This window comes from Pseudomonas sp. OTU750018, from assembly GCF_011636575.1.
GTDB lineage: Bacteria > Pseudomonadota > Gammaproteobacteria > Pseudomonadales > Pseudomonadaceae > Aquipseudomonas > Aquipseudomonas peli.
The window spans coordinates 1,304,084-1,330,720 of the sequence record NZ_JAAPAU010000001.1; the positions used below are offsets into that span (position 1 = coordinate 1,304,084).

The following is a 26,637-nucleotide window of genomic DNA, read 5'->3' on the forward strand; positions in this document are numbered from 1 at the left end:
GATGCTGAGCACGAAACACCTGACCGATAGCGCGTTGGCGACATTGACCGCCGAGGCGAAAGTACTCGAAGAAGACAGTCTGGGCCCCAAGGTGTATCGCCTCTCCAACGGCCACTTTCTCAAGCTTTTCCGGCGCAAACGCTTGATTTCTTCAGCCCTGCTAAGGCCGTATTCGGTGCGTTTTTATCAAAATGCAGAGCGCCTGGCTGAATTAGGCATTCCAACGCTAACGCCTATCACGCTGTACACCTTTCCTGAAAAGCAGCTCAGTGCCGTTCTCTATACACCGCTTCCAGGCCAGACCCTCAAGGAGCTGTACCTGCAGAATCCCGAAAGCTTTATCACACGCTTGCCGGCTCTCTGTGACTTCATGCGCGAGCTTCACAGAAAAGGGATTTACTTCCGCTCACTCCACTTGGGCAACATCGTGCTGACCCCACAAAACACCTTGGGACTAATTGATGTTGCCGATCTGGCTTTTCACCGTCGAGCGCTGTCAAAAGCCAAAGCGGCACGCAACCTCAAGCACTTTGCCCGTCTGCTGCGGCAAATGGAGATTGCCGGACGCTTTCCAATGGCCGAGTTATCGGCTGCAGTTTTAGCAGACTAACGCGCAAGCAAGTCCTGATAAAACGCCCCGAAGCGCGCCCAAACACCTTCGGCATCTAAGCCCACACGCTGCACATCAGCCAGTGCAGCAAGGTCTTCTTTCATCACAGTATTGAGCGCATCGCGCCACGCCTCAGTAGCGCATGGCAAAAGCCCTGCCGCACCATTGAGCTGTTCACGAAAGACCGCTAAATCGTTCGCCAAAACCGGTACGCCTGCAATCACCGCCTCAGGCAAGACCAACCCCAACCCCTCCTGCTCCGACGGGATGCAGATCAAATCAAAGGCCGAGTACAGTCGGGGGGCTTCGGCATGATGACCGGCCAAATAAACCTGCCTGAGCACACCCAATTTTTCAGCAAGGGCTGTCAATTGCTGGCGCTCAACCCCCTCCCCGACGATCACAAGACGATCCTCGGGGTTGTTAAGGAGCCAACCCGCGGCAGCAATCACCAGACGACTAAAGCCTTTCTCTGGCACCAGGCGGCCCACCGCACCAATCGTTCGCCCGGCACCTGACGGAATTCCAAGGGCACGCTGCGCGGCTTCTCGCGCCATAAGCGAGGATCGAAATGCCACGGGTTCGATCGCTACACGCCCGCTCAGCACCCTTAAGCCGACCTGCGCTTCAAGCTCAGCGGCCAACGTGGCAGAAACCGCTACCAGATCCAGACGATCCGCAGGAAAGCGCCTCAAAAGAGCAATGTGTGCTGCCTTTAGCCGTTTTGAGCCATGAAACATCACCACCGCTCGTGTAGCGGTCAACGCTGCCAACAAGGGGAGAATAAAAGCTGCCACACCGATGCCGTCGATAAGCACCACGCGTGGCGGTTGCTGCATCAGCCGCTTAGCCAGACGCCGCCGATCCCGCACACGTTGCAGCGCCCCCAACAGCCCTGCGCCCTTGATGCGCGCCGAGGAAAGACCGAGCGCAGTAACGCGCCCCAGATCAGCCAGCGGCGCGGCATCACCTGACTGCAATAACAGCGTTTCTACAGTTTCACCAGGCGTCCCCATCTGGAGAACCTGCCGATGCACCTTATGCACGGATACGAAGGCTGAACCACCGCTCCACATAACGTTCAGAACGCTCACATTCACCCCTTGCATGAACCGGCGGGTCCTTAGATCAACTTCCACCTAGCCAGCGGTCGTAAATACCACGGCAGATATTTTTGGGGGCGCAATGCAGGACGCATGGCATCGGCGATAGCAAGCCCCAGCGCTGCAAAACTATAACGCTGCTGCGCCAGTACTCGACCGGCCTCTGCAATCATCTGGGCTCTTTGCGGGTCGGCGCGCAATATGCCAAGTTTTTCGCGCAGTTCGGGAATATCGCGGTACAGCACCAGGTTATGCATATCGACAAAACCCAGCGCCGCATTTTCTTCGGCACCCTGGTCATAGGCGAGTAATACACACCCCACGGCCATCGCCTCAAAGTTCTTGATCATGTATTCACCCATCCCGACATCTGCGCTTACGAAGAAACGGATACGGTTGAGTGTGTCGTTATATTCCTGACCGGATTGCGTCTTGGTGACCAACAGGTTCTCGACGGACGCTAACTCATCCAGCAGCGCCTTGCGCCCGCTGTAGGCCACGCTCTTGGTGCTGCCAATAAAGGCCAACTCGATATCACGCGCCAGGCCTTGATAAGTCATCAGCCCCTGATCGTAGCCTTTGGGCACGAAAACAGCATCGAACCCTTCGGCACGCAAGCGCTGGCTGACTTGGGCACCGGAGCTGATGATGCGCACCCAGGGCATACGCCGGTAATGGGCGCTGAACTTACCCGTGTATTTGCACGGAATATAGTTTTGATAAGCGTCGTGCTCGAGAATCACCACATTGGGCAGAGTGCGAATGAAGCGCCATTGGCGCATCTCTTTCTTGAAGCGCAGGAAGAAAAGAACCCTGTCGTAACGGGACAGATCAACATGCTCGCGGAAATAGCGCTTCAGATTGGCCTGCTCATCGCTACTCAGCCAACGAATATCGCAGCTGTCGCATGAGGCGGCGATGCCGTCATACAGCCTGTCTAAGATTGCACGCTGCTCGGCTTGAACCAGAAAAAGCACGTTCACTGACACACCTCAAAAACGCTACCCATAATCGCCTATGAGAACAGCGCAATAGCTGCCCCGAAGCATCTATACAGCGAGCAACCACCACGAAGGCAGAAGCAGAGCCTGTCGTTGAATCTGCTAGAGCGTCCCATCTGGTAGTTGCAACAGCTCGGCCAAACGCTGCTTATGCCGCCGACTGAGGACTTTACTCCAGGGCTGATTGCTCAGCGCGTCGCCTTTGGCTGCGACTTTTCGCCTTAGCTCCTCGGCGTATCCACAACCGCAGGCTTCAGCATAAAGATCGGCGCGCATCACCGCGGCGTAATACGCCAGCTTGGCAAGCGAACGGGCTTTGCCTGGAACAAATAGACTTCTCACGCGATAGTCGAGTCGCTGCCACCAGACAGGCTTGGGTTTAGAAGTCGGTACCTCGCGCACCGCCTGTACGGCCTGCACTGAAAACGCCTCGCCATAGCGCTGAAAAAACGCAGCGATCATGTGGCGCCAGTAGTTCTTACCTGAGAAGTAATGCATGACGACACCTTGCGCCTGCGCAGGTCGGCCCAAGTGCCTGGCGGCTACACCCATGGCGAACTGCTCGATCACATGGATCTTGGGAACCATCGGGTGCAGTACATCGATCAGGGCCAGGGTTTCATCCATCAGGTGTGACGCCTCAACCTGAAAGCCCAGAACACCCGAATTGATCAGCAGCATCTGCTGATCAACACCATAATGTTCTGCCAGGTAAGGCGCCAGGACGTCATGCATCACATCGCCCTTGTACTCTTTCCAGACACCTTCAATTTCGTCGACCAGCCAGGATGAACCCGCAAGTCGCTCAAATAGCTTGAGCGGTGAAGCCAGAAAGAAGGTATCCGTATCAATGAATATGCTTTGCTCCGCGTAAGCCAGCGCATCATGAATAGCCGCCGCCTTGCGTCGGTGCAGATATGCAGCAGGCCCCGTCCAGCTGGCCAAGGTTGCCGCATCAAGCGTAATCAGATCGACAGGCCAGCCGCTGAACTGTGCCGGCTCATCGGTGTAAAGCAAAATTCGCGGACACTCGCCACGAGCGTGATCCAACGCGGAAAGGATGCTGAACTTGGCCTCGCGGTGATACTCAGGCTTCCCCCCATACACGAGGTAAACAAGCTGCTTAGGCTCACGACTGACCATTACCGGCCTCCTGCACGATGCGACTCACACCAGGCCATGACCAGAAATGCGTGCGCGCAATCTCATCCGTAAAACCGGCTTTTACACGCTCAGTACCCAGCGGGCCAAACCTGCCAACGGCAGCGGACCGCAGTCGAGCGGCCAGCACAGTGTGATCACCCAGCGCGAACAAGGCGCTTGAGTCGCCGACTACCTCCGGCGCACCGCCACAATCCGTAGCCAGCACCTGCACATCGGCCGCCATCGCCTCCAGTAACACCATCCCAAATGGCTCATGATCTGAAGTCAGGGCAAACACATCAAACGCTTTGAAATAGTTACGGCCATCGGCAACTTGACCGAGAAAACGCACCGATGCGTCCACACCCAGCTCGCGGGCAAGCGTTTTTAATGGAGCCTCAAGCCGACCACTGCCCATAATCGCCAGCAGACTGCCTTCCGGTAGCTGCGGCAAGGCTTCGGCAAAACCGCGAATTAAGGTGGCCTGGTCCTTGTCCGGGTGCAGGCGCCCGACATTGCCGACCACCCAGGCATCCTGAGGTAAGCCCAAGTGCTCACGCGCTGCTTCGCGCGGAACCTGCGCAGCCTGCACAGCGGTGACGTCGATGCGGTTGTACAGCGTCTCGATGCGCTCGCTCGGCCAGTGTGGCAGGCAGGCACGCATGTCATCGCGCACCGCATTGGAAACCCCGAGCAAGGCCAGGCGCTTGCGGAAGAAGTTGGCAAACAGCTGGCGCGTTCGCCGCTTGTAGTCGCCAAACGCATGGTGCACGCCGATCACTGGTAGATCGCTGCCCAACAGGGCGACGTAGATCGGTTTAAAGCGATGGGCGATACAGAATTTAAAGTCGCGCGAAGCGGCAATACGCTTGAGGTCGCGGATCGCCTTGAGCTTGAGCCCGCGCACGTCGCGACTCGAGTAGTCGAGGAAAAGTACCTCGTCAGATGCCGAGCCTTGCTCGACCGCAGCACTCGGTTTACCCGTCAGGTACACCGTGCACACTTTATAAGGCGTACCAACAAACAGCGCGGCGTACTGCCGCGCGCAATCGAGGAAGGGGCCGTCATAGCCGTGACAGAACTGCAGCACCCACGGCTGAGCAGCCTCCGCGACCTCAGACGTTGTCATACCAATCCTTGCCGTCCTTGACCACCAAGATGTCTTCCATGATCAGGTACTGCAGGTCCGAGCCGTAGAACATGTTCAGCGCATCGGTCGGCGAGCAGATCATCGGCTCGCCACGGCGGTTCAACGAGGTGTTCAGCGACACGCCGTTGCCGGTGAGTTTTTCCAACTCCAGCATCATGTCGTAGTAACGCGGATTGTATTCGCGCTTGAGCACTTGGGCACGCGAGGTGCCGTCTTCGTGCACCACTTCGCCGACGCGGGTCTTCCACTCGTCGTTGACTTCAAAGGTGAAGGTCATGAACGGGCTCGGGTGATCAACCTTGAGCATCTGCGGACCGACGGTGTCGAGCATCGACGGGCAGAACGGTCTCCAGCGCTCGCGGAACTTGATCTGCTCGTTAATCCGGTCAGCCACGCCCGGCACGCTCGGGCAGCCGATGATCGAGCGACCACCGAGGGCGCGCGGGCCGAACTCCATGCGGCCCTGGAACCAGGCCACTGGGTTGGCGTCGACCATGATCTTGGCGATGCGCTGCGGCATGTTGTCGATCTGTTTGAACACCGGTTTGCTCGGGTGACGAGCACAGGCGGCGATCACATCTTCGTTGCTGTAGGACGGGCCGAGGTAGACGTGCTCCATCTTTTCCACCGGCACGCCGCGCTGGTGGGAAATGTAGGCAGCTGCACCAACCGAAGTACCGGCGTCGCCGGACGCCGGCTGGACGAACAGTTCTTTAACGTCGTCGCGCGCGATAATCTTCTGGTTCAGTTTGACGTTCAGCGCGCAACCACCGGCGAAGGCAATCTTGCCGGTCTCGCGGATGATGTCACCGAGGTAGTACTCCATCATCTCCAGCGCCAGCTTCTCGAACAGCGCCTGCATGCTGGCGGCGTAGTGGATGTATGGATCGTCAGCAATGTCGCCCTGGCGCTTCGGCCCCAACCACTCGATCAGCTTGGGCGAGAAGTAGTAGCCCTTGCCGTTTTCCTTGTAGCGGCGGAAACCGATGACGTTGGCGTAGTCGGTGTTGATGATCAGTTCGCCGTTCTCGAATTTGGCCAGGCGCGAGAAATCATACTTGGCCGCATCGCCATAAGGCGCCATGCCCATGACCTTGAACTCGCCGTCAAGCATCTCGAAGCCAAGGAACTCGGTGATCGCTCCGTACAGGCCGCCGAGCGAATCCGGGTCGTAGAATTCCTTGATCTTGTGGATCTTGCCGTTCTCGCCGTAACCAAAGAAGGTGGTGGCGTACTCGCCCTTGCCGTCGATACCAAGGATCGCGGTCTTCTCGGTAAAGCCCGAGCAGTGATAGGCGCTGGCGGCGTGAGCCAGGTGGTGCTCGACCGGCTCGATCTTGATTTTCTTCAGGTCGAAACCCAGCTGCTCCAGGCACCACTGAATCTTCTTGTGGTAACGCTTGTAGCGGCGATTGCCCATGAGGATCGCATCGAGGGCGCGATCCGGTGCGTACCAGTAGCGCTTGGCATATTGCCAGCGGGCTTTCTCGAAGATGCTGATCGGCGCAAACGGAATAGCCACCACATCAACGTCGGACGGTTTAATCCCGGCCTGTTCCAGACAGAACTTGGCCGACTCGTAGGGCATGCGGTTCTTAGCGTGCTTGTCGCGCACAAAGCGCTCTTCTTCGGCGGCCGCGATCAACTTGCCGTCGATATACAGGGCGGCGGATGGATCATGGCTGAGGGCGCCGGAAAGGCCGAGAATCGTCAATGCCACTGGTTGTGCCTCTTTTAGTCTGCTGAGCCGACGGCGGGCGTCAGCGGTAAACGTTGGTTGAGCAACTGGTGCAGCGCCGAGTCGGCGGGCCAGTTACGCAGAAAACGGGCGCGGTCGCGGGCATAGGCCCTGGCGAAACTGCGCGCACTGCGGTGCTGCTGCATGGCGTCGAGGTCAATCAGCGACCAGCATGCCAAGCGCTCGTCCCAAAACAGATTGTGCCCCTTGAAATCACCGTGACTGATGCGTTCGCGCAACAAGGCAGCGAACAGACGATCCAGAGCCAACAGGTCGCTTTCTGGGGGCGATCCATCGTGGAACGCCTGAAAACGCGCGATTATATCCTGCCCACCGCAGTATTCGGTAATCAGGTAGGCGCGCCCGCGCAGCCAGCACCAGCGCCGCTCTAACACGGCCAGTGGCTGTGGCGTGGCGATGCCCAGCAACTGTAGGCGATTGCCTTCGACCCAACTGTGCCATGCGCGGCTAGGGCGCCAGAAGCGCTTGAGCCAATGCGCCAGGCTCTTCACGTTATAGCGCTTGACCACCAGCGGCCGCCCTTGCAGCTGCACTTGCGCCACGGTGGCCGCACCACCGGTTTTGTAGATATGGCCCTGCTCGGTGAGCTGATCCAGATTACTCAACAGCGGCTGCAGCTCAGCCTGCTTGTCGCGGCGAACCACCTGCAGGCCGAACGCACCAACTTTTGCGGCGAACAGGCTGCAATCGCGGGCAATTTTCTTCAAATAATCGCGCAAACGCCATTGGCGCACTTTTTCCACTTCTTTGAGCAATGCTTCCAGCGGTAAGGCATGTTCGCCGTTCGCCAGCAGGTAATGCACCAGCAGCTCTTCGATAAACGGAGTCAACTCGGCTGGCAGCTGGGCGAAGAACACCCCAAGGTTTTCTAGCACCTTGGCGCGCGACAGCGGTTTACCTGCCGTCTCAACCTGCACACCGCCGCCGTCGATAACAAACAGCTGGCCGTTATGCCGCAACAGGTTGTCCAGATGCAGGTCCGCCTGCCACAACCCGTTAAGGTGCATTTGCGCGATACTGACCAACGCCTCGGCCAGCACCGACTGCTGATCGGCACTCAGCAGCGGCTGATGCTCCACCGCGCGCCAAGCCTGCCACAGGCTTTCGGCACCTTGCAGATACTCGAACAGCAGCCAGCCGCCCTCACCGTCACGCAGCCCATCCGCCAACAGCTGCGGCGTATTCAGCCCTTGCTCCGCGAGCAGAAGGGCACCGTCACGCTCGCGCTGAAAATGTCGCGCAGCCTTGTTTCCCACCAGCAACTTGGCCAGCACTGGCTGGCCGCACCATTCGGCCACGCCGACATAGCGCTGACCTGGAAGTACACGCAACCAACGCTGCACGCTCAGGCCAGTGAGGCCACCCGCCCCCGCCACGTCAACAGTCAGTGGCAAGGCCGGCGTACGACCGGCCTGCGCGAGACTCGCCAGACTCATCAGCGTGACTCCTTATTACGACGACGCGCCCCGACTCGTGCGCTCCAGCGCTCGAGATTCGCATCAGGACCAAGGTAGGCCGCCAGCAGGATCTGAATATCCGCCGCCCCCCAGACATTCGCGCGGCGCAGCAATGGCTCCAAGTCTTTAATCCGATCGCGCTCGCCAAACAACAGCGGCCGGGTTTTCTCCAGATCGATCAACTGCGCGTCGAAGCCAACCGGTGTTTCGCGCAGGAAAATATGCTTGGGGTAAAAACAACCATGCATCTGCCCAGCCTGGTGCAGACGCCGCGCCAGTTCACCACACGCCTTGAGAATGGCCACACGACGGGCCTCTGCCAGCGCTGGCCAACTGGGCAACCAAGTATCCAGATCCTGCCAACCATCCAACGCGCGGGTCAGCAGCACTGCGCGATGCTCGCCAGGCAATTTACGCTCGGCAAAAAATGCTGCCTGCAATGCGGGAATCCCCAGCGTCGTGTAGCGCTGAATATTGCGGAACTCGCGGGCAAAGGTTGGCTCACCAAACGGATGACGCAGGGTTCGGGTCAGGTGATTGCTCTGGCGCTTAAGGTAGAACGCCGCATCGCCCAGTTCGAGCCGGTAGACGCTGCTCCAGCCGCCACGCTCCGTATTGGGCTCATCAACGGCTTCAAGTTTTAGCGCCCACAGCGCCTCAAAACTGGCAAGACCGTGGTGCTCCAGCAGGGCACGGTCCTGGGCGGCAATAAAAGCACTCATTCCCGGCCCTCAAAAAACGCAACGACCTGACGAATGCGCTTCTTGTCGGAAGCATTCAAGCGCTGACGACCACGGTACTGAAGGTAAAAACGCAACCGCTGGGAACGTGAAAGTACCTTGTGGGCGACTTTATCCAGGCATGCCAGATCCTTGATGATGCGGTAACGCAGCAAAGGCCCCCACCAAAAGGTTCCAGTCGGACAATCAATGAAGAACAGCTCACCGCGCTCATTGACCAGCAGGTTGCGCCACTTCAAGTCATTGTGGGTGAAATGGTGATCGTGCAGCGCACGGGTGCCCTTGGCTAACTGCTGACTGACCTGCATAACCCAACGGGGGTCGCTCAACCGCACATCCTGCCGATTGGCAATTTCGGCCAAATCAAGCGTGCCCTCAAGCTCGCGGGTAATGAGCGCCCCGCGGACAAAAGCCCCCATCTGGCGCTCAAGCCCATAGGCCACAATCGGCGCAGTGGGGATGCCCCACTTGGCGAACAACTTAAGGTTTTGCCACTCCGCTTTAACCCGAGGACGACCAAGGTAACGCCGTAGACCTTTACCAGCGCCCCAGTAGCGTTTGACGTAATAACGTACCCCGCCGAACTCCACACGAATGACTTCAGACAAGGGGTCAGAGGTCAAACGCTCACCTTCAAGTGCAAATACGGCCTCAAGGGTTCCGAAAGCGCCGAGCAGAATCGGATCGTGCAGGTCATGTTTCCACGCTGTCATGCCTGCGTCCTGTTTAAGTCAGGCAGCGCACTGACGATGCGGCGCAACGGAATGAACGGGCGCCAGACTGTTTTGCCCAGCCATTTGAAGCTCAGAACCGGATTGATCACGCTATTGAGTTCATTGAAGCCGGGCCGCCAAGTGAAATCGGTACGCCGGCGCGTAATGGTGAATGTCCGCAACCCCAGCAGTGAACCAAGATGCCCGCCACCCGAATCATTACTAATGACGATGGCGCATGTCAGCAAGAAGTCGACAAGCCCTTTCAAGTCAGTGAACGCATGCACATGATGGCCTGGGTATTGCGCCCTCAAGGCTGGCTGCTCAGCCGGAATACCGACGAACTCGACCTGCCAGCCCCGGGCAACCAAATGTCGAGCAAGGCGGCGAAACCCAGCCGTTGAGAAATTCTTACTGGCATGCGGCGTGGTCGGAAAAATGGCCACACGCCGCACCTCCGCGCCGGTTTCACGGGGCGGAACCTGTAACCCCGCAATAGGCGTGGATAGATCAAGCCCCAAGACCTCTTCGGCGTACAGATCGATCCACTGCACCATGGTCTTGCCGGCTTTCGGGTCGCGACAAATCACGTTGTGCGCCCCTTCAATACAGCAACCATCAAGCAATACAGGCGGCGGCGCGGACCTGAGCTTGACGGGAAGTTTCTTACCGGCGAGGTACGCCACATTGCTCAGAGGAACATCAACGTACCAATCAATCGCACAGATAACTAAATCGTTACAGCCCGCCAGTGCAGGCACATCCGGCGTGCCCCCTAGAATGTCCAGCCCAGGCAGGTACTCGCTCACTGATGACAACGATACTGAAGCCAAGGTGACCTTCGCACCCGCAGCCTGGAGACGCCAGGCAAGGCGCAAGAACAGCGTGGTATCGCCCAACGCAGGACATGGAACCAGTGCAACCCTCACTCCCGGGCCGATCAACGCCTTCTTCTCCGACATCTACAGTCGATCTCCATAACGCTGTTTGCGGCCGTACAATTTAGCCGCCTTGGATTCCAGCCAAGCAAGCAGACGACCTTCTTCCTGAAGGATTTGCCGCAAGGGTTGTTGAAAATAACCACGCAGAAAACGCAGCTTGTCGCGCCGGGTCAGGCCGATATCCAGCACGGAGAAATACAGCGCGGCCAGGTCCTTGTTGCGCCAGCGCAGGGGCAGCTGATTGCGGACTTGGGCGCGGTGCAGGTCGATTACTGACAGGCGGAAATCGTCGGCGGTTACCGGTTTATCGGTGTGCAGCAGAAAGTGGCAGATGTAGCAGTCGCGGTGATTGACCCCGGCGCGGTGCATGTTGCCAACCATGCTCGCCACGTCCTTGATCAGCGCCCACTTGAGGCGCGGCTCAGGTGCTTGCTGCGCCCAGTTCAGGCTGAGTTGCTCGAGGTCGGTAGTAGGCGCCAGTTCTTCGGTGACGATAAAGGAATGCTGCGCCGCCGGGTTGCTGCCGCGTTCGCCGTAGGCCACGGCGGTCATGGTCGCCACACCGACTTCGGTCAGACGCTGAATGGCGTCCCACTCCTGACGCGCACCAAGCACCGGCAGCTTGGCGGTGAGCAAGTTCTTGACGATCTCGCCCCAGCCGATGCCGCGGTGAATCTTGACGAAATAGCCGCGCCCGTCGACTTCGGTGCGCAGCGTGCGGCGGCCTTCCAGCTCGCGGTACACCTGCCCCTGCAGAGCCTCGATGGCGACAAACGCATCGCGCCCGGCCCACAGGCTTTTAAAGGGTTCAGCCAGTACCAGCTTCATGGACGTGTCGCCAGAATGATGTCGGCCGCATGCTGCGGCATGGAATAAAGATCGGCGCTATCGGCGTAAGCCAAGCCATTGCGCGACCAGAACGCGCGGCGCTGATCATCGGCCAGCATATCGGCGAGCAGATGATTGAGGCGTTCCTGCTCGAACGGACTGGCCAGCACCCGCCCGGCATCCGCTTCGGCAATGTAGTGGGCATAGCCGCAGACATCCGTTACCAGCACCGGCAGGCCAGAGACCAGCGCCTCCAGCAGCACGGTGCCGGTGTTCTCGTTGTAGGCCGGGTGGATCAGCAGATCGGCACCCAGCAGGAAGCGCGGGATATCGCTGCGCCCCTTGAGAATCTGCACCTGATCGGACACGCCCAGGGCCTTGGCCTGCAGCTGGAACGAGCGCGGATCATCCTGGCCGATGGCGATCAGCCGGGTGCGTTGCTTCAGCTCGCGCGGCAAGGCGGCCAGGGCCTTGAGGCTGCGATCCAGGCCCTTGGTCTTGAAGCCGGAGCCGATCTGCACCAGCAGCAGGTCGCTATCCGCCAGCTTGAACTCAGCACGAAACTCGGCACGAATTTCGGCAGCATTGGCCGGCGCGCGGCGGTCTGCAGCGATGCCCGGCGGCAGCAGGTGAAAGCGCTGCAACGGGGTGTGGTAGTGCTTAATAAACAGCGGCTGCTGCACTTCGGAGATCATCAGAATCTCGGTCTTCGATTCGGGGGCGAATACCGCCCGCTCGTAATCGGCAAAGTGCTTGTAACGCCCCCAGCGCTTGTAAAGCGGGTTACGCAGGGTCTGCGCCTTGTCTTCATAGCAACCATCGGCGGCGTAGTAGACGTCTAGGCCGGGCATCTTGTTAAAGCCGATCACCCGATCCACCGGGCGCTTGGCCAGGTCGGCCTCAACCCAGGCGGTGAGTTTTTCATTACGTTTGTGGTTGAACAGCGCCTTGACTGGCACCACCACCACCTCGAAGCCCGCAGGCACTTCACCTTCCCAGATCGGCGTGTAGACGCGAATAGCATGTCCGCGCGTCTGGCACTCCAGAGCAATGCGCATAAAATCGCGCTGCAGGCCGCCGAAGGGGAAGTATTTGTAGAGGATAAACGCGAGCTGCATCAGACAACGTCCTCGGCCAGCAACAGGGCCTGCAATTGTGTGGCGACACGCTCGGCATCCAGGCCGTCGAAACAGGCTTTGTGTCGATCACCCGAGCCGGCATTCGGCCCCGTCGCGCACAGGTGCACCTGACCACGACCATAGGCACCGACGCGCCCCGGCAGGGTCGGCCCATAGAGCGAAATACTCGGCACATCCAGCGCAGCGGCCAGGTGGCCGAGGCCGGTATCCACCGCCACGCAAGCACTGGCTCCGGCGATTACCTTGGCCACGCCAGCAAGATTTAATTTGGGCAGCACCGCAGCGTTTTCAATGCCGGCGGCAATCCGTTCGGCACGCGCCTTCTCGACTTCATTGCCCCAGGGCAGGCGCACCGCCCACCCCTGAGCGCTCATCTGCTCGGCCAGCGCACGCCAATCGGCTTCCGGCCAGTGCTTGCTTGGCCAGGTGGTGCCGTGCAGAAACAGCAAGTAAGGCTGCGATACGGAGTCGGCCAGCTGAGCGCGGTTCAGGCCGTAGTCGCCGACGCCTGCTGGCAGCGCATAGCCCAACGCCTGGGCGAATAGCTGACGGGTGCGCTCAAGGGCATGCTGCTCGCGCGGCACGGCATAGCCTCGGTCATAGAAGCGACTGGCCAGCGGCTCACGCGCGGAATCGCGGTCCAGACCAGCGACTGGCGCCTTGACGTAACGGGTCAGCCAGGCGCTTTTCAGCAGCCCCTGGGCATCGATAACAAGGTCGTACTTGGTTTCGCCAAGCCGCTGCTTAAAGCGCTTCCACTCGCCATTTTTCAGGGTCTGCCAGAGGTGTTTGCGCCAGCGGCGAATCGCCACCGGGATAACCTGTGCCACGGCTGGGTGCCAGGCGGGAATCTCGGCAAACCCCTCTTCCACCACCCAGTCGAACTGGATGCCGGGAATCGCCCGCGCAGCATCGGTGAGCGCCGGCAAGGTGTGCACCACATCGCCCAGCGAGGAGGTCTTGATCAACAGTACCCGCAAGCTATTCAACCTCGACCGGGTCGCTGACCAGGCGATCCAGCGCCTCGATCACCGGGCGCGGCTTGAGCTGACCCAGGCAGTTGTAGTGACCGAAGCGGCAGGTGCGGTCGAAGCACGGACTGCATTCCAGGCCCAGGCGGACGATTTCCACCTGCTCGGCCAGCGGCGGGGTAAAGCCCGGCGAGGTCGAGCCGTAGACTGCCACCAGTGGGCGATTCAGCGCCGCCGCCACATGCATCAGGCCGGAGTCGTTGGACACCACGGCGCCGGCGCAGGACAGCAGGTCAATTGCTTCAGCCAGGCTGGTTTCGCCAGCCAGGTTCACCGCTTCCTCGCGCAAACCAGGAATCAGCCGACTGCGGATGTCTTCGCCGACCGGGTGATCGTTTTTCGAGCCAAATATCCACACCTGCCAGCCGGCGCGGATCTTCAGCTCGGCAACCTTGGCGTAATGCTCGCTCGGCCAGCGCTTGGCTTCACCAAACTCAGCCCCTGGGCACAGCGCCAATACCGGGCGATCCAGGCTCAGACCGAACTTGGCCAGGGCGGCGTCGCGGCTCTGCGCGTCGATTTGCAAGGCTGGGCGCGGATAAGGCTGCGGAAGCGCGGCGCCGGGCTCGAAGGCCAGCGCCATAAAACGCTCGATCATCAGCGGGTAGCGTTCTTTATCAAGCGGGCGGATATCGTTGAGCAGGCCGTAGCGCAGCTCGCCCTTCCAACCGGTGCGTTTGGGGATACCGGCGAAAAACGGCACCAGTGCGGACTTCAGCGAGTTGGGTAGGAGAATCGCCTGGTCATACTGACCGGCCAGGGATTTGCCGATCTTGCGCCGCGTGGCCAGTTCCAGCACGCCGTGACCGAGCGGAAAGCTCAAGGCCTGACGCACTTCGGGCATACGTTCGAGAATCGGCCGACTCCACTCGGGGGCCAGCACATCGATTGCACAGCCGGGGTGACGCTGTTGCAGACACTGAAACAGTGTCTGCGCCATCACCATGTCACCCACCCAGCTGGGGCCTACGATCAGTATTTTCATGCCACTTCCAGAAACGACCAAGGAGGCTTTCGCCTCCCGGACAGACTCAACGCTCGACTATCAGCCTAGCCTGCATCGCCAGATGGAACCCCACCCGGCACACGCGAGCGGCTTATTTAACCAGGGTGCGCCACTCGGCATGGGCATCGGTTTTACCGGTCACCAGGTCGAAATAGGCAGTTTGCAGCTTCTCGGTGATCGGCCCGCGACGACCTGCACCGATCTGCCGGCCATCGACTTCACGAATCGGCGTCACTTCGGCGGCGGTGCCGGTAAAGAAGGCTTCATCGGCGATATAAACCTCATCGCGGGTAATGCGCTTCTCGACCACTTCCAGACCATGCTCGGCTGCCAGGGTCAGAATGGTGTTGCGGGTAATGCCGTTCAGGCAGGAAGTGACTTCCGGGGTATAGATCACGCCGTTACGCACCAGGAAGATGTTCTCACCCGAACCCTCGGCCACATAGCCTTCGGTATCCAGCAGCATGGCTTCGTCGGCACCACCGGAGATGGCTTCCTGCAGCGCCAGCATCGAGTTGATGTAGTTGCCGTTGGCCTTGGCGCGGGTCATCGAAATGTTGACATGGTGGCGGGTGAAGGAGCTGGTACGCACCTTGATGCCAACCTGCAGGGCTTCGTCGCCCATATAGGCGCCCCAGCTCCAGGCTGCGACGATCACCTGGGTTTTCAAACCACTGGCGCGCAGGCCCATGGCCTCAGATCCGTAGAACACCATCGGGCGGATGTAGGCGCTTTCCAGGTTGTTCTCCCGCACGGCGGCGCGGGTGGCTTCGTTGATTTCGTCTTTGCTGAACGGAATCTTCATGCCCATGATGTGGGCCGAGTCGAACAGGCGGTCGGTGTGCGCTTGCAGGCGGAAGATCGCCGTGCCTTGCGGGGTGTTGTAGGCGCGTACGCCTTCAAACACACCCATGCCGTAGTGCAGGGTATGGGTCAGCACGTGGGTGGTCGCGTTGCGCCACGGCACCAGCTCGCCGTCATACCAGATCACGCCATCACGATCGGCCATCGACATAGTTGCCTGCTCCTCACATTCGATTGGTACAGCACTGACTGGCCACACCAGGTGACCAGCCGCTTATTAAATTCAGCTCAGCCTGTTTCAGCTCAAGCCCAGCTCCTGCCAGATACGCATCACCGTGCGCCGCTCTTCGGCGAACTGATCACCGCCGACCACCCCAGGTTGCTTTTGCAGGGCCTGACGGTGGGCCGCCGAGCGGTAGGCCTTGTAGATATCCTGCAGCAAGCGGGCATCTTCGCCCGGTAGCAAGCCGACCCGCTCCAGCCCTTCCAGAATGCGAATATTGTCAGTGAACTCAAGCAATTCCGGGTACTGGCGCGACCAGGCCAGGGCCGCGTATTGCACCATAAATTCAATATCGACGATACCTCCGGCGTCCTGCTTGAGGTCGAACGGCGCAGTGGCTTCGAAGGCATTCGCCGCGGTGCCGGCCGCCGTGGCCTTGCTGCCGAGGTTGTCGCGCATCTTCGCGCGCATCTCGCTGACCTCGGTGCGCAGGGTGGCCAGGTCGCGCTCACGCCCCAACACACCGGCGCGTACTGCCTCGAAGGCCTTGCCAACCCGCGGGCAGCCGACCAGCACCCGCGCGCGCACCAGCGCCTGATGCTCCCAGGTCCAGGCCTCGCCCTGCTGGTAGCGCTCGAACGCGCCCAGCGAGCTGACCAGCAGGCCCGCAGCGCCAGACGGCCGCAGGCGCATGTCGACTTCATAGAGCTGGCCGGAGTTGGTCTGGGTGGTCAGCAGGTGAATGATGCGCTGGCCCAGGCGATTGAAGAACTGCGCGCCGTCGATGGATTTCTCGCCATCGGTTTCCGCATGCGGGTCGCCGTCGTGGATAAACACCAGATCGAGGTCCGAACCGTGGCCCAGCTCGATGCCGCCGACCTTGCCGTAGCCGACGATGACAAAATCCGGGTCGCAGATACTGCCGTCGGCGCGGCGCGGCGCGCCATATTTGCTCACCGTATGGCGCCAGGCCAGGGCCAGCACCTGGTCGAGAATCGCCTCGGCCAGCCAGGTCAGGTAGTCGCTGACCTTCATCAGCGGCAGAGTGCCGGCAATTTCCGAGGCGGCCACGCGCAGCCGGTGCGCCAGTTTGAAGTGACGCAGCGCCTCCATCTGCTGCTCCAGGTCTTCCTCGGGAATCCGCATCAGCCGCTCACGCAGCTCGGCGGCCAGCTCGGGCGCCAGCGGCGGCTTGAACAGCCGCCCCTCATTAAGTAGCTCATCAAGCAACAGCGGGAAGCGGGTGATCTGCTCGGCGATCCACGGGCTGGCCGCGCACAGGGTCAGCAGGCGCTGCAAGGCGCTGGGATTTTCCGTGAGCAGCACCAGGTAGGCCGAACGCCGCGCCACGGCTTCGATCAGCGGCAGGACGCGTTCCAGCACCAGATCCGGGTTTTCATGCTCCACCGCTTGCGCCAGCAGGCGCGGGATAAAGGCATCCAGACGCTCACGACCGAGGCGCTGCATGGCACGCACCTGATTGCCGTTGCGCAGGCCTGCCAGGCGCTGCCAGGCCGACTGCGGCTCGGCAAAGCCAGCCTCGGCCAGCTGCCGGCACGCGGCCTCTTCGTCCTGCACATCATCCCAGAGCGGCAACCACTCGCAGCCCACGGCCTCTTCGACCGGCTCGCCACCTTCCTCCTCATCAGGGTCGGCGATCACCTGGCGGAAGTGCCAGTCAACGCGGCCACGCCAGTGCATCAGCTGCTCGTGGAACGCCTGCCAGTTGTCGAAGCCCATAATAAAGGCCACCCGCGCACGGTCCTGATCGTTGTCCGGGAGCATCTGCGTCTGCCGGTCATCGATGGCCTGCAGCGCGTGCTCGGCATAACGCAGGAAGGCATAGCCGTCACGCAACTCATCGGTCACCGCCGGCGGCAGGTAACCCTGATCGCGCAGCGTATTCAGTACGGCAAACAGCGAACGCTGCTGCAGGCTAAGGTCGCGACCGCCGTGAATCAGCTGGAAAGCCTGGGCGATAAACTCCACTTCGCGGATGCCACCCGAGCCCAGCTTGATGTTCTCAGCCATGCCCTTGCGCCGCACTTCCTGCTGGATCAGCTGCTTCATCGCGCGCAGCGCTTCAATCGCCGAGAAATCCAGATAACGCCGGTAAACGAAGGGCCGCAGCATCTCCAGCAGCTGCGCGCCGGCGGCTTGGTCACCACCGACCACCCGCGCCTTGATCATCGCGTAGCGTTCCCAGTCGCGGCCCTGGTCCTGGTAGTACTGCTCCAGCGCGTTAAAGCTGAACACCAGCGACCCGGAGGAGCCGTAAGGGCGCAGACGCATATCGGTGCGGAAGACGAATCCCTCCACCGTGATCACATCCAGCGCCTTGATCAGCTTCTGACCGAGACGGATAAAGAACTCCTGATTATCCAGCGGGCGTTTCACCCCTTCGGTTTCGCCGCCTTCGGGGTAGCCGAAGATCAGATCGATGTCCGAGGACAGGTTCAGCTCATGGGCGCCCAGCTTGCCCATGCCGAGGATGACCATATGCTGCGCCTGGCCGCTGCGCCGGCCGATGGGCGTGCCGAACTGCGTGCAATGCCGTGGATACAGCCACTGATAGGCCAGATCGATACAGGCATCGGCCAGATCGGAAAGGTCGCGGCAGGTTTCGATCAAATCCGCCTGGCGACTGATATCGCGCCAGATAATCCGCAGCTGCTGACGATTGCGGTAGCGCCGCAAGCGCCGCCCCAGTTCGTCGTCATCGGCGCACGCCTCCAACGCCAGCGCCAATTGCCCGCGCAACTCGCCCGCCCCGAGGCTGCGTTCCAGCTCACCACTGGCGGCCAGATCGAGCAGCATCTGCGGGTCGCGCAGGCCCTGCTGCACCACGAAATTACTGGCAGCGCCCACACGCTGCAACGCCTCCACTCGCGCGCGCGGCCAACCTGCGAAAGCCGCTGCCGCCTCACTGGAAAGCTCGGCAAATGCATGCTGCAGGGACTGTTCGGCACGCAGTGCGAGGGGGGACAAGGCAGCAGGCAAAGAGGCCAGCGCGGGCAGGCTCATGGTCTATCCTTTTTAGCGGTCTACCAGTGCAGCGACCATGGATGGCATACCCAGCGCTAGAGCGGGTCGAATCACTGGCAGAAAAATAATTGTAGTTTTACTACCAAAGATTGTATCCAAAAGGCTGAAATCGGCGTCGGAATGTAGTAAAACTACACGCAGCCGGTCCTACCCCCGGTCAATCCAAGAATTCACGCGGCCACTCACGAAGTCGGCCACGAAACCTGGCCTCCGATTCTGGAAGCCTTTCCGCCCTGGAGCAAGCCATGCAAGACCTCGATCCCGTCGAAACCCAGGAATGGCTGGACGCCCTTGAGTCCGTCCTCGATAACGAGGGTGAAGACCGCGCACATTACCTGATGACCCGTATGGGCGAGCTGGCCACCCGCAGTGGTTCACAGCTGCCTTATGCGATCACCACGCCCTACCGCAACACCATCCCGCTGACCCACGAAGCACGCATGCCTGGCGACCTGTTTATGGAACGCCGCATTCGCTCGCTGGTGCGCTGGAACGCGTTGGCCATGGTAATGCGCACCAACCTGAAAGACTCGGACCTGGGCGGCCACATCTCCAGCTTCGCGTCCTCGGCGACCCTGTATGACATTGGCTTCAACTACTTCTTCCAGGCTCCGACCGAGGAGCACGGCGGCGACCTAATCTTCTTCCAGGGCCACGCATCGCCAGGCGTTTACGCCCGCGCCTTTATGGAAGGCCGCATCACTGAAGAGCAGATGAACAACTTCCGCCAGGAAGTTGATGGCAAGGGCCTGTCGTCCTACCCACACCCGTGGCTGATGCCTGAGTTCTGGCAGTTCCCGACTGTATCCATGGGTCTTGGCCCGATTCAGGCGATCTACCAGGCACGCTTTATGAAGTACCTGGAAGCGCGCGGCTTTATCCCAGCAGGCAAGCAGAAAGTCTGGTGCTTTATGGGCGACGGCGAGTGTGACGAGCCAGAATCCCTCGGCGCGATTTCCCTGGCTGGCCGCGAGAAGCTGGACAACCTGATTTTCGTCATCAACTGCAACCTGCAGCGCCTCGACGGCCCGGTACGCGGCAACGGCAAGATCATCCAGGAACTCGAAGGCGTGTTCCGTGGCGGTGGCTGGAACGTCAACAAGGTGGTCTGGGGCCGTTTCTGGGACCCACTGCTGGCCAAAGACGTCGACGGCATCCTGCAGCGCCGCATGGACGAAGTCATCGACGGCGAATACCAGAACTACAAGGCCAAGGACGGCGCGTTCGTCCGTGAGCACTTCTTCAACTCGCCAGAACTCAAGGCGATGGTTGCCGATCTCTCCGACGACGAGATATGGAAGCTCAACCGTGGCGGCCACGACCCGTACAAGGTCTATGCGGCCTATCACCAGGCGGTCAACCACAAAGAGCAGCCGACCGTGATCCTAGCCAAGACCGTCAAGGGTTATGGCACTGGCGCAGGTGAAGCGAAGAACACCGCGCACAACACCAAAAAGGTCGATGTCGACAGCCTCAAGCAGTTCCGCGACCGTTTCGACATCCCCGTTAAGGACGACGAGCTGGAAAACCTGCCGTTCCTCAAGCCGGAAGAAGGCAGCGCCGAAGCGCGTTACCTGAGCGAACGCCGCGCCGCACTCGGTGGTTTCGTGCCACAGCGCCGAGCCAAGAGCTTCAGCATCCCGACGCCGCCACTGGATACCCTCAAGGCCATCCTCGATGGTTCGGGCGACCGTGAAATATCCACCACCATGGCCTTCGTGCGCATTCTCGCGCAACTGGTCAAGGACAAGGACATCGGCTCGCGCATCGTGCCGATCATCCCGGACGAAGCCCGTACCTTCGGTATGGAAGGCATGTTCCGCCAGCTCGGTATCTACTCCTCGGTCGGCCAGCTCTATGAGCCAGTCGATAAAGACCAGGTGATGTTCTACCGCGAGGACAAGAAGGGCCAGATTCTCGAGGAAGGCATCAACGAAGCCGGCGCCATGAGCTCGTTCATTGCTGCTGGTACGTCGTACTCCAGCCACAACCAGCCGATGCTGCCGTTCTACATCTTCTATTCGATGTTCGGTTTCCAGCGTATTGGCGACCTGGCCTGGGCCGCTGGCGACAGCCGCACCCGTGGCTTCCTGATCGGCGGCACCGCCGGTCGGACCACGCTGAACGGCGAAGGCCTGCAGCACGAGGACGGTCACAGCCATATGCTGGCAGCGACCATCCCCAACTGCCGCACCTATGACCCGACTTACGGCTACGAGCTGGCGGTGATCATCCAGGACGGCATGAAGAAGATGACCGAGCAGCAACAGGACGTCTTCTACTACATCACCGTGATGAACGAATCCTACCAGCAGCCGGCGATGCCGGCGGGTATCGAGGAAGGCATCATCAAGGGTATGTACCTGCTCGAAGAGGACAAGAAGGAAGCCGCGCACCACGTGCAGCTCCTCGGTTCCGGCACTATCCTGCGTGAAGTGCGCGAGGCAGCGAAGATCCTGCGTGACGAGTTCAACGTCGCTGCTGACGTATGGAGCGTGACCAGCTTCAACGAACTGCGCCGCGACGGCCTGGCCGTGGAACGCAGCAACCGCCTGCACCCGGGCCAGAAGCCCAAGCAGACCTATGTGGAAGAATGCCTGAGCGGTCGTAAAGGCCCGGTGATTGCCTCCACCGACTATATGAAGCTGTTTGCCGAACAGATTCGTCAGTGGGTGCCGAGCAAGGAATTCAAGGTGCTGGGCACCGACGGCTTCGGCCGCAGCGACAGCCGCAAGAAGCTGCGCCACTTCTTCGAAGTGGACCGCAACTGGGTTGTCCTGGCTGCCCTGGAAGCACTCGCCGACCGTGGTGATATCGAACCGAAGGTGGTGGCCGAGGCCATAGTCAAGTTCGGCATCAACCCGGAAAAACTCAACCCACTGGACTGCTAAGGAGCGAAACGATGAGTGAATTGATTCGCGTACCCGACATCGGTGGTGGTGAGGGTGAAGTAATCGAACTGATGGTCAAGGTCGGTGATCGCATCGAGGCCGATCAGAGCGTGCTGACCCTGGAGTCGGACAAGGCCAGCATGGAAATCCCCGCGCCGAAAGGCGGTGTGGTGAAAAGTCTGAAAGTAAAGTTGGGCGACCGCCTGAAAGAAGGCGACGAACTGTTTGAGCTGGAAGCCGAAGGCACTGCCCAAGCACCAGCGGCGCCTGCCGCAGCACCGGCAGAAGCACCTAAAGCAGCTGCTGCTCCCGCTCCGGCCGCCGCACCTGCACCAGCCGCGCAGGCCAGCAGCAGCGTACAGGACGTACATGTGCCGGACATCGGCTCGGACGGCAAAGCCAAAGTCATCGAGATTCTGATCAAGGTCGGCGATACGGTCGAAGCCGACCAGTCGCTGATCACCCTGGAGTCGGACAAGGCCAGCATGGAAATCCCCTCGCCGGCTGCCGGTGTGGTGGAAAGCATCAGCGTCAAACTGGAAGACGAAGTCGGCACCGGTGATTTCATCCTCAAGCTGAAAGTGGCCGGCGCCGCTGCGGCTCCAGCAGCAGCGCCAGCACCGGCCGCTGCACCCGCAAGTGACGTACACAAGGTTCCGGCCGGCGCGCATCCCGCGGTCGCTGCCGAAGTTGGTGCAATTGCCTCGCTGGCAGCTGCTGCTGCCAACGTTACCGCAGCCCCTAAGCGTGACGGCGCCAAGGTGCATGCGGGCCCGGCTGTGCGTCAGCTCGCTCGCGAGTTCGGCGTCGAGCTGTCCGCCGTACCGGGTACCGGACCGAAAGGCCGTGTGCTCAAAGAGGATGTGCAGGCTTACGTCAAAACCATGATGCAGAAGGCCAAGGAAGCCCCGGCCGCCGGCTCAACCGGCGGTGCCGGTATCCCGCCGATCCCGGTGGTGGACTTCAGCAAGTTTGGTGAAATCGAAGAAGTGGCGATGACCCGCCTGATGCAGGTCGGCGCCAACAACCTACATCGCAGCTGGCTCAACGTGCCACACGTGACCCAGTTCGATTCGGCCGATATCACCGAGCTGGAAGCCTTCCGCGTCGCGCAGAAAGCCGTGGCGGAAAAGGCTGGGGTCAAACTCACTGTGCTGCCGCTGCTGCTCAAGGCCTGCGCCTTCCTGCTCAAGGAACTGCCGGACTTCAACAGCTCACTGGCACCAAGCGGCAAAGCGATCATCCGCAAGAAATACGTGCACATCGGCTTTGCCGTCGATACACCGGATGGCCTGCTGGTACCGGTGATCAAGAACGTCGATCAGAAGAGCTTGCTGCAGCTCGCTGCTGAAGCCGCCGCACTGGCGGAAAAGGCGCGCACCAAGAAGCTGTCAGCCGACGATATGCAGGGCGCCTGCTTCACCATCTCCAGCCTCGGCCACATTGGCGGCACCGGCTTCACGCCGATCGTCAACGCGCCGGAAGTGGCGATCCTCGGTGTGAGCAAGGCCACCATCCAGCCGGTCTGGGACGGTAAAGCCTTCCAGCCCAAGCTGATGCTGCCGCTGTCGCTGTCCTACGACCACCGCGTGATCAACGGCGCCGCTGCGGCGCGCTTCACCAAGCGCCTGGGTGACGTACTGGCGGACATCCGCACCATGCTGCTGTAACTCACCAACTTTCGAGCAGCCACGCTCGTACCCTCGACCCCGCCCTGTTGGCGGGGTTTTTTTTAGATTTAAGCCAGCGGTGGAACTATGGGAGGCGATCAGCCTTTCTGCAGATTACGGATCAGAAAGCTCAGGGCTTTGGCCAGTTCGGCAGCGCCCTTGTGATCGCGCACGATGGTCAGCATTGGGCTGCCGTCGTTGGGGTTGTGCAGCACGCAGCTGATGCCGCTGCTCGGGCATTCGTAACGCACGAAAGGGTCGACGCCAAACAGCGGCACCCGCTGGTTGCGCACGGCAATATCGGTGCCCTGCTGGCCACGGGTTTCTTCACGTAGCAGCAGCTCGCCGGACTCGCCCTGACGCAGCTGATACAACAGGTCCTGACGCTGCGCCTGGCCGACCTGGTAAGCGGCGCGCATGGCGTAGGTTTTAAGCAGATCATTGCAATGTGCCAGCAGCGCTTGGCGGTCATTCTCGGTCAGATAAAGGCGTTTCAATTCGAGCAGATAATTGCCCTGTTCGGCACTGCTCAAACCCGTGTCAGGCTCAGCGGCGAACGCTGTCGAGGTGACCATACAGCTGCTCAGCAGCACTGCGGATATTAGTTTTCTTGTCAGTCGCAATTGCATGATGCACCCTTACCCGACGCTATAAATGAAGTGAGTCGATTACCGCTTCAATCAGCATACTGGAAGCCAGCCACCGAATGAAAAGCCATCCCGATGCCGCAAGTCGTTTAGCGGCCGAGGTTGTGACGCAGTTGCCAGTGCCTTCGCGCCTCGGCCTGCTGCGTTTCGAGCGCTTGAATGAAGCCAGCTGGGCCCTGCTGTACCTCGATTCAGGCTGCGAACAACAGTTCGGTTTGCCGGCCCATGAACTCTGCTCCCTGCTCGATGCGCCCTACGCCAGCCTGATGGAACCCGCAGCTCGCCACCAGCTGCATGACAACATTGCGCAGCAGCTGGCCGCCCGCCACCACTACAGCGTGCAGTACTGCCTGCACACCCCGCGCGGTAGCCTAACGCTGATGGAAGTGGGCGAAGCCTTCAAGCAACGCGGCCGACACCTACTACGCGGCTACCTGCTGGTGATGAACGAGCAGAGCGCTCCGTCGCCACAAACCCTCGAGCTGTACCAGCGCAGCCAGGCAGAGCTGCAGGCGCAGCAGCAACGTACACAAGCCCAGCAACAGTTGATCGTCACCCTCGCGCGCCATCATTACGGCGACAGCAACCCCTTGCGTGAAGCCGCCGAACTGATCAGTAAAAGCGCCTGTGAATTGTATGGCGTCAGCCGCGTCGGCATCTGGAACCTCAATCAGCACATGCTGCAAGCGGTGGCCCTGTATCAACAGGATCAGGGCCGGCATGTCGAGCAGCCCGACATCGACGCCAGCCCCTACCCCGCCTACCTGCAGGCGCTGCACAGCGGCCGGGCGCTGGACGCCCATGATGCCCACCAGGACCCGCGCACCCGCGAGCTGAGCAACAGCTACCTGAAACCCATGGGCATCGCGGCGATGCTCGATGCCAGCATCCGCATCGCCGGTGAAGTGGTGGGCGTGTTGTGCCTAGAACATAGCGGCTCGCCCCGCACTTGGCAGGCTGACGAAATCGCCTTTGCGGGCGAACTGGCCGATCAATACGCCCAGGTACTGACCAACCAGCAACGGCGTTCTGCAACCAACGCGTTGTACCTGTTTCAACGCGCCGTCGAGCAAAGCTCAAGCGCCTTTATCTTGCTCGACCGTGATGGCCTGGTGGAGTACGTAAACCCGAGCTTTACCGCCATCACCCTGTACAGCGCCAGCGAAGTCCAGGGGCGCCGCCTGTCCGAAATACCGGCATTGGAAAACCTCAGCGACCTGCTGTTTGACGCCCGCTCCAGCCTGGCCGAACAGAACAGCTGGCTGGGTGAATTCAAGAGCCGCCGGAAAAACCTCGACCCCTACTGGGGGCAACTGTCGCTGTCCAAAGTCTATGCCGACGATGGCAGCCTGACCCACTACATCGGCATCTACGAAGACGTGACGGCGAGCAAGCAGGCGCAGCAGCATATTGAGCGCCTGGCCTTTCGCGACAACCTCACCGGCCTTGGCAACCGCTACGCCTTTATCCGCTCGCTGGAAGATCACTTCAGCGCGCACCCCGGCAAACCGATCAGCCTGCTGCTGGTGGATATCGACAATTTCAAACGGATCAACGACAGCCTCGGCCACCAGACGGGCGACAAACTGCTGGTCAGCCTGGCGCGCCGCTTGCGTAACACCCTGCACCCCAGCAGCGTATTGGCCCGCTTTGCCAGCAACGAATTTGCCGTGTTACTCGACCTCAACCAGGCCGACAGTCAACTGGTGGCGCAAAAGCTGCTGCAGACGTTGGATAAGCCACTGTTCGTCGACAACCAGCTGATCAACGTCACCGGCTCCATCGGCCTGGGCTGCGCGCCCGAACACGGTGATGACCCGCAAACCCTGATGAAGCACACCGGCTTGGCGCTGCATAAAGCCAAAGCCAACGGCAAAAATCAGCTGCAGGTGTTTACTGATGCACTGAATGCCGAAGCGCACGACAAGCTGTTCGTTGAGAGCAACCTGCGCCGTGCGCTGATGCAGAACGAGCTGGAGGTGTTCTACCAACCCAAGCTGTGCCTGAAGCGGGGTCGACTGCTGGGCTTGGAAGCGCTGCTGCGCTGGAATCACCCAGACAAGGGCATGATCAGCCCGGACCGATTTATCAGCGTGGCGGAAGAAACCGGCCTGATCATCCCCATCGGCAAATGGGTCACGCGCCAGGCGTGCCGCATGAGCAAACAGCTGATCGCCGTCGGCCATGCGCCGCTGCAGATGGCCATCAACCTGTCGCCCAAACAGTTCTCCGACCCAGACCTGGTGGGTGAAATCGCCGCCATCCTGCATGAAGAACAACTCGACCCGGCCCTGCTCGAACTGGAGTTGACCGAGAGCCTGCTGCTGGAAGCCACTGACGACACCCGCCATCAGCTCAGTCGCCTGAAAAGCCTGGGCCTGACCCTAGCCATGGACGACTTCGGCACCGGTTATTCTTCACTCAGCTACCTGAAGAAATTCCCCATTGATGTGATCAAGATTGATCGCAGCTTTATCAAGGACATCCCGGAGAATCAGGACGACATGGAAATCACCTCAGCGGTGATCGCCATGGCACATAACCTGAAACTCAAGGTGGTAGCCGAGGGCATTGAGACACCTGCGCAGCTGAACTTTCTGCGCCGCCAGCAGTGCGACATCGGCCAAGGCTACCTGTTCGACAAACCCATCGCCGGTCGCGACCTGCTGGAAAGGCTTAAGCGCTATCCAAACAAAGGCTAGCCGGCTGTAACAAGCCCGCCTTATAACGGTCTAT

The 26,637-nt window shown here is 60.4% G+C and carries 20 protein-coding genes; 4 read left to right on the forward strand and 16 right to left on the reverse strand.

Annotation, left to right across the window (positions count from 1 at the left end):
• Positions 1 to 4: 4 nt before the first annotated feature.
• Positions 5 to 610, forward strand: a complete 606-nt coding sequence (locus tag HCI85_RS06225; RefSeq protein ID WP_446730778.1) for a toluene tolerance protein — start codon at positions 5 to 7, stop codon at positions 608 to 610.
• On the opposite strand, the gene HCI85_RS06230 is transcribed toward HCI85_RS06225, so the two are convergent.
• The 15 genes from HCI85_RS06230 to glnE form a co-directional block, all read right to left on the reverse strand.
• Positions 607 to 1,704 carry a glycosyltransferase gene (locus tag HCI85_RS06230; RefSeq protein WP_167143106.1) on the reverse strand — a complete coding sequence of 366 codons (1,098 nt, stop codon included), beginning with the start codon at positions 1,702 to 1,704 and terminating at the stop codon, positions 607 to 609. The genes HCI85_RS06225 and HCI85_RS06230 overlap by 4 nt on opposite strands.
• Before the next feature lie 29 nt (positions 1,705 to 1,733).
• Positions 1,734 to 2,696: a glycosyltransferase family protein gene (locus HCI85_RS06235; RefSeq protein ID WP_167143110.1), complete on the reverse strand. Its 963-nt coding sequence runs from the start codon at positions 2,694 to 2,696 to the stop codon at positions 1,734 to 1,736.
• Positions 2,697 to 2,816: 120 nt separating this feature from the next.
• Positions 2,817 to 3,857 carry a hypothetical protein gene (locus tag HCI85_RS06240; RefSeq protein WP_167143113.1) on the reverse strand — a complete coding sequence of 347 codons (1,041 nt, stop codon included), beginning with the start codon at positions 3,855 to 3,857 and terminating at the stop codon, positions 2,817 to 2,819.
• On the reverse strand, positions 3,844 to 4,986 hold the full coding sequence (locus HCI85_RS06245) for a glycosyltransferase (protein ID WP_167143116.1): 1,143 nt from the start codon (positions 4,984 to 4,986) through the stop codon (positions 3,844 to 3,846). The genes HCI85_RS06240 and HCI85_RS06245 overlap by 14 nt, the downstream gene beginning before the upstream one ends.
• Positions 4,973 to 6,727 (reverse strand): carbamoyltransferase family protein, encoded by a 1,755-nt coding sequence (locus HCI85_RS06250; protein WP_167143119.1) that lies wholly within the window; start codon positions 6,725 to 6,727, stop codon positions 4,973 to 4,975. The genes HCI85_RS06245 and HCI85_RS06250 overlap by 14 nt, the downstream gene beginning before the upstream one ends.
• A 14-nt stretch (positions 6,728 to 6,741) precedes the next feature.
• Positions 6,742 to 8,202 carry a lipopolysaccharide kinase InaA family protein gene (locus HCI85_RS06255; RefSeq protein ID WP_167143122.1) on the reverse strand — a complete coding sequence of 487 codons (1,461 nt, stop codon included), beginning with the start codon at positions 8,200 to 8,202 and terminating at the stop codon, positions 6,742 to 6,744.
• The gene (locus tag HCI85_RS06260; RefSeq protein ID WP_167143125.1) at positions 8,202 to 8,945 is read right to left on the reverse strand and encodes a lipopolysaccharide kinase InaA family protein; all 744 of its coding nucleotides are present in this window, start codon (positions 8,943 to 8,945) and stop codon (positions 8,202 to 8,204) included. Before HCI85_RS06260 ends, HCI85_RS06255 begins: the two co-directional genes overlap by 1 nt.
• A complete protein-coding gene (locus HCI85_RS06265; protein WP_167143128.1) occupies positions 8,942 to 9,676 on the reverse strand; it encodes a lipopolysaccharide kinase InaA family protein in 735 nt (244 codons plus the stop codon). Before HCI85_RS06265 ends, HCI85_RS06260 begins: the two co-directional genes overlap by 4 nt.
• Positions 9,673 to 10,638, reverse strand: coding sequence for a glycosyltransferase family 9 protein (locus HCI85_RS06270; RefSeq protein WP_167143131.1), 966 nt, complete (start codon positions 10,636 to 10,638; stop codon positions 9,673 to 9,675). The genes HCI85_RS06265 and HCI85_RS06270 overlap by 4 nt, the downstream gene beginning before the upstream one ends.
• Positions 10,639 to 11,445, reverse strand: a complete 807-nt coding sequence (gene rfaP, locus HCI85_RS06275) for a lipopolysaccharide core heptose(I) kinase RfaP (protein WP_167143134.1) — start codon at positions 11,443 to 11,445, stop codon at positions 10,639 to 10,641.
• On the reverse strand, positions 11,442 to 12,563 hold the full coding sequence (locus HCI85_RS06280) for a glycosyltransferase family 4 protein (RefSeq protein WP_167143137.1): 1,122 nt from the start codon (positions 12,561 to 12,563) through the stop codon (positions 11,442 to 11,444). Before HCI85_RS06280 ends, rfaP begins: the two co-directional genes overlap by 4 nt.
• A complete protein-coding gene (waaC, locus tag HCI85_RS06285) occupies positions 12,563 to 13,564 on the reverse strand; it encodes a lipopolysaccharide heptosyltransferase I (protein ID WP_167143140.1) in 1,002 nt (333 codons plus the stop codon). The genes HCI85_RS06280 and waaC overlap by 1 nt, the downstream gene beginning before the upstream one ends.
• A 1-nt stretch (position 13,565) precedes the next feature.
• Positions 13,566 to 14,600: a lipopolysaccharide heptosyltransferase II gene (gene waaF / locus HCI85_RS06290; RefSeq protein ID WP_167143143.1), complete on the reverse strand. Its 1,035-nt coding sequence runs from the start codon at positions 14,598 to 14,600 to the stop codon at positions 13,566 to 13,568.
• A 112-nt stretch (positions 14,601 to 14,712) separates the two neighbouring features.
• Positions 14,713 to 15,636, reverse strand: coding sequence for a branched-chain-amino-acid transaminase (gene ilvE, locus HCI85_RS06295; protein ID WP_167143146.1), 924 nt, complete (start codon positions 15,634 to 15,636; stop codon positions 14,713 to 14,715).
• A gap of 87 nt (positions 15,637 to 15,723) precedes the next feature.
• Positions 15,724 to 18,672 (reverse strand): bifunctional [glutamate--ammonia ligase]-adenylyl-L-tyrosine phosphorylase/[glutamate--ammonia-ligase] adenylyltransferase, encoded by a 2,949-nt coding sequence (gene glnE / locus HCI85_RS06300; RefSeq protein ID WP_167143149.1) that lies wholly within the window; start codon positions 18,670 to 18,672, stop codon positions 15,724 to 15,726.
• A gap of 266 nt (positions 18,673 to 18,938) precedes the next feature.
• Here glnE and aceE point away from each other — a divergent pair, with 266 nt between their 5' ends.
• A complete protein-coding gene (gene aceE, locus HCI85_RS06305) occupies positions 18,939 to 21,584 on the forward strand; it encodes a pyruvate dehydrogenase (acetyl-transferring), homodimeric type (protein ID WP_167143153.1) in 2,646 nt (881 codons plus the stop codon).
• A gap of 11 nt (positions 21,585 to 21,595) precedes the next feature.
• Complete coding sequence (gene aceF / locus HCI85_RS06310) at positions 21,596 to 23,254, forward strand: dihydrolipoyllysine-residue acetyltransferase (RefSeq protein ID WP_167143156.1); 1,659 nt, start codon at positions 21,596 to 21,598, stop codon at positions 23,252 to 23,254.
• Positions 23,255 to 23,352: 98 nt separating this feature from the next.
• Here the strand turns inward: aceF and HCI85_RS06315 are convergent, their stop codons facing one another.
• A complete protein-coding gene (locus tag HCI85_RS06315) occupies positions 23,353 to 23,829 on the reverse strand; it encodes a hypothetical protein (RefSeq protein ID WP_241693735.1) in 477 nt (158 codons plus the stop codon).
• A 131-nt stretch (positions 23,830 to 23,960) separates the two neighbouring features.
• Here HCI85_RS06315 and HCI85_RS06320 point away from each other — a divergent pair, with 131 nt between their 5' ends.
• The gene (locus HCI85_RS06320; RefSeq protein WP_167143162.1) at positions 23,961 to 26,603 is read left to right on the forward strand and encodes a putative bifunctional diguanylate cyclase/phosphodiesterase; all 2,643 of its coding nucleotides are present in this window, start codon (positions 23,961 to 23,963) and stop codon (positions 26,601 to 26,603) included.
• Positions 26,604 to 26,637: the final 34 nt, after the last annotated feature.